The organism is Kitasatospora sp. NPDC001539 (assembly GCF_040298565.1).
Lineage (GTDB): Bacteria > Actinomycetota > Actinomycetes > Streptomycetales > Streptomycetaceae > Kitasatospora.
Map to the genome: position 1 here is coordinate 1 of NZ_JBEPAK010000362.1, position 5,131 is coordinate 5,131.

6 protein-coding genes are annotated in these 5,131 nt (G+C 75.2%); 2 read left to right on the top strand and 4 right to left on the bottom strand.

What is annotated here, in order from left to right; genetic code table 11:
- Positions 1-256: 256 nt before the first annotated feature.
- The 4 genes from ABT247_RS31580 to ABT247_RS31595 form a co-directional block, all read right to left on the bottom strand.
- On the bottom strand, positions 257-988 hold the full coding sequence (locus tag ABT247_RS31580; RefSeq protein WP_350749562.1) for a hypothetical protein: 732 nt from the start codon (positions 986-988) through the stop codon (positions 257-259).
- 278 nt (positions 989-1,266) lie between these two features.
- Complete coding sequence (locus ABT247_RS31585) at positions 1,267-2,466, bottom strand: NAD(P)/FAD-dependent oxidoreductase (protein ID WP_350749565.1); 1,200 nt, start codon at positions 2,464-2,466, stop codon at positions 1,267-1,269.
- On the bottom strand, positions 2,463-2,660 hold the full coding sequence (locus tag ABT247_RS31590; RefSeq protein ID WP_350749568.1) for a ferredoxin: 198 nt from the start codon (positions 2,658-2,660) through the stop codon (positions 2,463-2,465). The genes ABT247_RS31585 and ABT247_RS31590 overlap by 4 nt, the downstream gene beginning before the upstream one ends.
- A 113-nt stretch (positions 2,661-2,773) precedes the next feature.
- Entirely contained in the window at positions 2,774-3,973 is a 1,200-nt protein-coding gene (locus ABT247_RS31595; protein ID WP_350749571.1) for a cytochrome P450, read from the bottom strand.
- A 260-nt stretch (positions 3,974-4,233) separates the two neighbouring features.
- On the opposite strand from ABT247_RS31595, the gene ABT247_RS31600 reads away from it, so the two are divergent.
- Positions 4,234-4,740, top strand: coding sequence for a MarR family winged helix-turn-helix transcriptional regulator (locus tag ABT247_RS31600; protein WP_350749573.1), 507 nt, complete (start codon positions 4,234-4,236; stop codon positions 4,738-4,740).
- A gap of 31 nt (positions 4,741-4,771) precedes the next feature.
- The coding region (locus ABT247_RS31605; protein WP_350749576.1) for a PTS glucose/sucrose transporter subunit IIB at positions 4,772-5,131 on the top strand (360 nt) is incomplete at its 3' end.

Genomic DNA, 5,131 nt, shown 5'->3' on the forward strand with positions numbered 1-5,131 from the left:
CGCGCTGTGCGCACAGCGCGAACCCGCACCCGGCCCAGCTGCGGCCGGGACCGGTCCCGGTGATCACTGGGCGCGGGATCAGGCTCAGGGAGGCCTTGCCCCGAGGCGATCATGGCAGGACTTCCGGTGGAGAACGACTCCTCGGCGGCGCACTGTCCACTTGCTGCACGACATCGTCGGCGAGCGCGGGTGCCCCTTCCGAGCCCGGGCGGGTGACGGGTCGACAGGAGTCACCCGTGCCGTGGCGTCCGGCGGCTCACAGGTGGGCGCTGATCTCGCCGCCGGCGGTGAGCACCAGGTGGACGCCGTTGGCGACTCCGCCGGCGTCGTGCTGGTTCGCCTCCCACGTGCCGGCCACCGCGTTGTCGTTGCCGAGGAGCTGCGCGCGGTAGTGGAGCTCGCCGACCTTGGTGACCCTGGCCGTCCAGCCGCCCGCGAGCTTGAAGGTGCCCGGCCCCTGGTGCCCACCGCCCATCCAGGAGTGGACCGTTCCGTCCGTCAAGAGCACGACGAACATGTCGTTGGCGTCGAGCCCGGCATCGGTGCCGGTCGTCTCCAGGGTGGCCAGGACGTCGCCGTGGCTGACGATCCTGGCCTGGTAGCGCTGGTTGCCGAGGTCGCGTATCTCGGCCGTGCTGCCGTCCACCAGGGTCTGGGTGCGGACCGGGGACGACCCCTTGCCCGCGGCGGCGGGCGCCGTGCTGCGGCGCGCGTCGGGCGTGGCGGCCGGGGCGGCCGGTGCGGTGGTGGCGTGCGGGCCGGGCGGGGTGACGGCAGGGGTGGTGCTGCCGGTGCCCTTCGGGTCGGGCGTGGTCGATGCGGCGGCGGTGGCCGCCGGCGTCGTGGCGGGTGCGGCCGCTGCGGTGCTCGCGGACGTGTCGGAGGCGGAACCGCAGGCCGTCGCGGTGGGCACCAGCAGCGCGGCGGCCAGGACGGTGCCGGCCAGGGTGCGGGCGGCGGTCGCGTGGCGGTTCGTCACGACGGGCATGTGGTGCTCCTGGATGAAGTACGGGCGAGGACACGCACGTTGTGGCCGCCTCCCACGGGGGGCGGGACGGCGGCGCGGCGGACGTGCACGATCGAACGTAGTGCGGACAGTCGACGGAATCGCGCCTTCCGTGTCACCGGATCGCTACGCCCGGGCTCGCGACCGCTTCGGGCGCCCATCGCCGAGCGGTTCGGCACCGGCCAGCGCCAGGGGGCGGAACGCCCACCGCCCCGGCCGGGTGGCGGTCGGGGCGGTGGGCGGTCGACCGCCGGCGCGGGTCAGCTCGCCTCCGACGGCCACGCGCTGTGCGCCGCCACCTGGGCGCGCAGGTGCCGCAGGGCACGGGCGGAGGCGATGCCGACCGCTCCGGTGACCAGCCCGGCACGGCCGCAGACGGCGGCGAAGCGGTGGTCGGCGAGGCTGCCGTCGACCACCTCGAAGCGGTCGGCGTCGCCGGGCCGGCCGAACGCCTGGACGCGCAGCCCGTACTGATCGGTCCACAGGTAGGGGACCGGCTGGTAGGCCTGCCGGACGCCGTCCGGGCCGGCCAGCAGGTTCCGGGCGGCGTGCACCGCCTGTTCGGTGGCGTTGGTGCGCTGCTCCAGGCGGTGGTGGCGGCCGGTGCTCGGGTCGGGCCAGGAGGCGGCGTCCCCGGCGGCCCAGACGCCCGGCCCGGCGGCGCAGTAGGCGTCGCAGACCACGCCGTCGTCCAGCGGGACGCCGCTGTCGGCCAGCCACTCGGTGGCCGGCTCGGATCCGATGGCCATCAGGACGGTGTCGGCGGCCAGCTCGGAGCCGTCGGTGAGCCGGACGCCGGCGGCCCGGCCGTGGCGCCGGAGCAGCGCGGCGGCCGTGCCCCGGTGGATCCGCACCCCGTGCTCGCGGTGCAGGCCGGCCAGCAGCGCGGCCGTCTCGGTGCCGAGGACGGCGGCCTGGGGCACGGCGGCGGAGGCCAGCCACGTCACCTCGGCGCCGAGCCCGACCGCGGTGGCCGCCGCCTCGGCCCCGAGCAGGCCGCCGCCGACCACCAGCAGCCGGGTGCCCGCACGGAGTTCCTCGCGGAGGGCGAGGGCGTCGCCGAGGGTGCGCAGCACGTGGGCGCCCGGCACCGGCCCGTCGGCGCCGGGCAGCCGGCGCGGGCGGACGCCGGTCGCCACGATGACGGCGTCGCAGCGCACCCGGTGGCCGTCGGCGAGCCGGACGGTCCGCTCCCGGCGGTCCAGGCGCTCGGCCGGGACCCCCAGGCGCAGGTCGAGCCGGAGCTCCTCCAACGCCTGGGGTCCGCGCAGCGCGAGGCGGTCGGGCTGCCATTCCCCGCCGAGCAGGTGCTTGGACAGCGGTGGCCGGTCGTACGGGGGTTCGTCCTCCGCCCCGATGAGGGCGAGGCGGCCGTCGTAGCCGGCCCGGCGCAGCGCTTCGGCGGCGTGCAGACCGGCGGCGCCGGCGCCGACGACGGCGACGTCCCGCAGAGCGGTCACACCCGCTCCAGGCTGATCGCCGCGGCCGGGCACACGGCGGCGGCGTCCTGGACGGCCTGGTGGAGTTCGGCGGGCGGTTCGGCGTCCAGCAGGACGACGATGCCGTCCTCGTCGCGCTGGTCGAAGACGTCGGGCGCGGCGAGGACGCAGTGGCCGGCGCCGCAGCACTTCTCCTGGTCGATCCGGACGAGCATGGTCTTCCCTTCGGGACGTGGCGGGTGCGGAGGGGCCGGACGGCCCTGGCTCCGGTGGGTGGGGGCGCGTCGCCCTGGGCGGCGCCCGTGGTTCGGCGCGGGGGCCGGCCCGATCACCAGGCGACCGGCAGCTCGTGGACGCCGTAGATGAGCATCTCGCCGCGGAAGGCGATCTCCTCGAACGGGACGGCCAGGCGCAGTCCGGGCAGCCGGCGCAGAACGGTGTTCAGGGCGATCTGCAGTTCCAGCCGGGCGAGGGGCTGCCCGAGGCACTGGTGGACGCCGAACCCGAAGGCCAGGTGGCGGCGGGCGTCACGGGTCAGGTCGAGTTCGTCGCCGCCGGGGAACTCCTGCTCGTCCCGGTTCGCCGTGTTGACCATGCAGACGACGCCCTCGCCCGCGCGGATCCGCACGCCGCCGAGGTCGACGTCCTCGGTGGCGACCCTGGTCAGCCCGGAGTGCACGATGGTCAGGTAGCGCAGCAGTTCCTCGACCGCGCCGGGGGCGGACTCGGGGTGGCGGCGCAGGTGGTCGAGCTGTTCGGGGTTGCGCAGCAGGGCGAGGACGGAGAGCGCGGTCATGTTGGCGGTGGTCTCGTGTCCGGCGACCAGCAGCAGCCGGCCCATCGCGCCGATCTCCTCGGTGCTCAGGTCGCCGCGTTCGACCAGACGGCTGAGGATGCCGTCGTCGGGTTCGCTGCGCTTGGCCTCGGTGAGCCTGATCAGGTAGTCGGTCAGCCGGGCCTGGGCGTCGATGACCTCCTCGGCCGAGGACTCGCGGCGCAGCAGGACGCGGCTGCACTCCTGGAAGAAGGCGTGGTCCTGGTAGGGGACGCCGAGCAGCAGGCAGATCACCAGGGACGGCAGGGGCAGGGCGAACTCGCGGACCAGGTCGGCGCTGGAGCGCCCCTCGGTCATCCGGTCCAGCAGCTCGTCGGCGATGCGCTGGACCTCGGGGCGCAGCGCCTCGACCTTCTTGATCATGAACTCGCCGGTGAGCATCCGGCGCAGACGGGAGTGCTCCGGGTCGTCCATCCGGATGAAGGTGGGCTGACCGGCGTTCAGCTGCCGGGCTCCCGCGCTGATGAAGGGGAAGCCCGGGCGGGTGGAGTCGGAGCTGAAGCGCCGGTCGGTGAGGACCGCCTTGACGTCCTCGTGGCGGGTGACCAGCCACGTCGTGGAGCCGTCCCAGAGGGTGACGCGGCTGACCGGCTCCTCCTGCTGGGCCTGCCGGTAGGCGGGCGGCGGGGCGAACGGGCAGGTGTCGCGGGCGGCGGGGTGGCTGAAGCGCGGGGTCTTCGCGGCAGTGGCCATCAGGGGGCTCCCTTCTCGGAGCTGGGTGGGGCCGGCGGTGCCGGTGGGGCCGACGGGCCTGCGGATGTGGTGGCGCAGGCCCGCGGGCGCGGGCCGTCGGGGCGGGCCATTTACGTGCCAAAAGCAACTAACTGATCGTCACGCTAACTCGCGGTCCGTGGCGAGGAAAGGGCGCATCGGGTGACGGCCGAATCTGTCCGAAATCCGGTCACCGCTGCCCGGTGCGGCCGCGGCCCGTACCGGATCGCTACAGTTCCTCCATGCCGGACGCCGAAGACGATCGGACCACCGCCTCCGACCTGGAGGCCGTACTGGCCTCCCTGGCCTACCTGCTGACGCGCTCCCAGGAGCACGAACGCCGCACGGCCCGGGCCGGCATCACGGCCGCCCGCTCGGACGTCTACCTGCTGCGCGCCCTCGCCGAGGCCGAGGGGGCCAGCCGGGTGAGCGACCTGGCCGACCGGCTGATGGTCAAGCCCTCCCACGTCACCCGGCAGATCGACCGGCTCCAGGGCCAGCAACTGGTGGAACGCAGCCACGACGCGCTGGACCGCAGGGCCCGCCAGGTGGCCATCACCGCCGACGGGCGGCAGCTGCTCGACCGGCTGAAACAGGCCAACATCGCCGGACTGACCAGCGCGCTGGACGGCGTCCCGGAGCCGGACGTCGTCGCCACCGTCAGCGTGCTGCGCCATCTGGTCGACCGGTACGTGCACCGGGTGCGCACCACGATGCGGTCGGAGGACGACCCGCACGGCTCCGGTTGAGCGCGGCGACCATCCGGGTACGTCACCCGGCATGTCGGACGAGAAGAACCGCGCCACGGCCGAGGCGATCCTCCCGTTGGTCGGCGGCGCCCCCAACATCCGCTCGGTCGCCCACTGCATGACCCGGCTGCGGCTGGGGCTGGCCGACCGCTCGCTGGTCGACCAGGAGGCCCTCCGGGCGCTGCCGGCCGTGCTCGGGACCGTCGACGACGACACCTACCAGATCGTCCTCGGCCCCGGAGCCGTCGCCGGCGTCACCGCGCAGCTGCGCGGGCTCCTGGACTCCGGCGACGGCGCGGCCGCCGGGACCGGTCCCCAGGAGGATCCGGGGGCCGGCGGCGCCCCCACCGCCGAGGCCCTGGCCGGGCGCGGCGCGCGGTTCCGGGCCGAG

Coding starts and splice junctions, on each gene's coding strand:
- ABT247_RS31580 (WP_350749562.1), bottom strand. CDS start 988: ATGCCCGTCGTGACGAACCGCCACGCGACCGCCGCCCGCACCCTGGCC.
- ABT247_RS31600 (WP_350749573.1), top strand. CDS start 4,234: ATGCCGGACGCCGAAGACGATCGGACCACCGCCTCCGACCTGGAGGCC.
- ABT247_RS31590 (WP_350749568.1), bottom strand. CDS start 2,660: ATGCTCGTCCGGATCGACCAGGAGAAGTGCTGCGGCGCCGGCCACTGC.
- ABT247_RS31595 (WP_350749571.1), bottom strand. CDS start 3,973: ATGGCCACTGCCGCGAAGACCCCGCGCTTCAGCCACCCCGCCGCCCGC.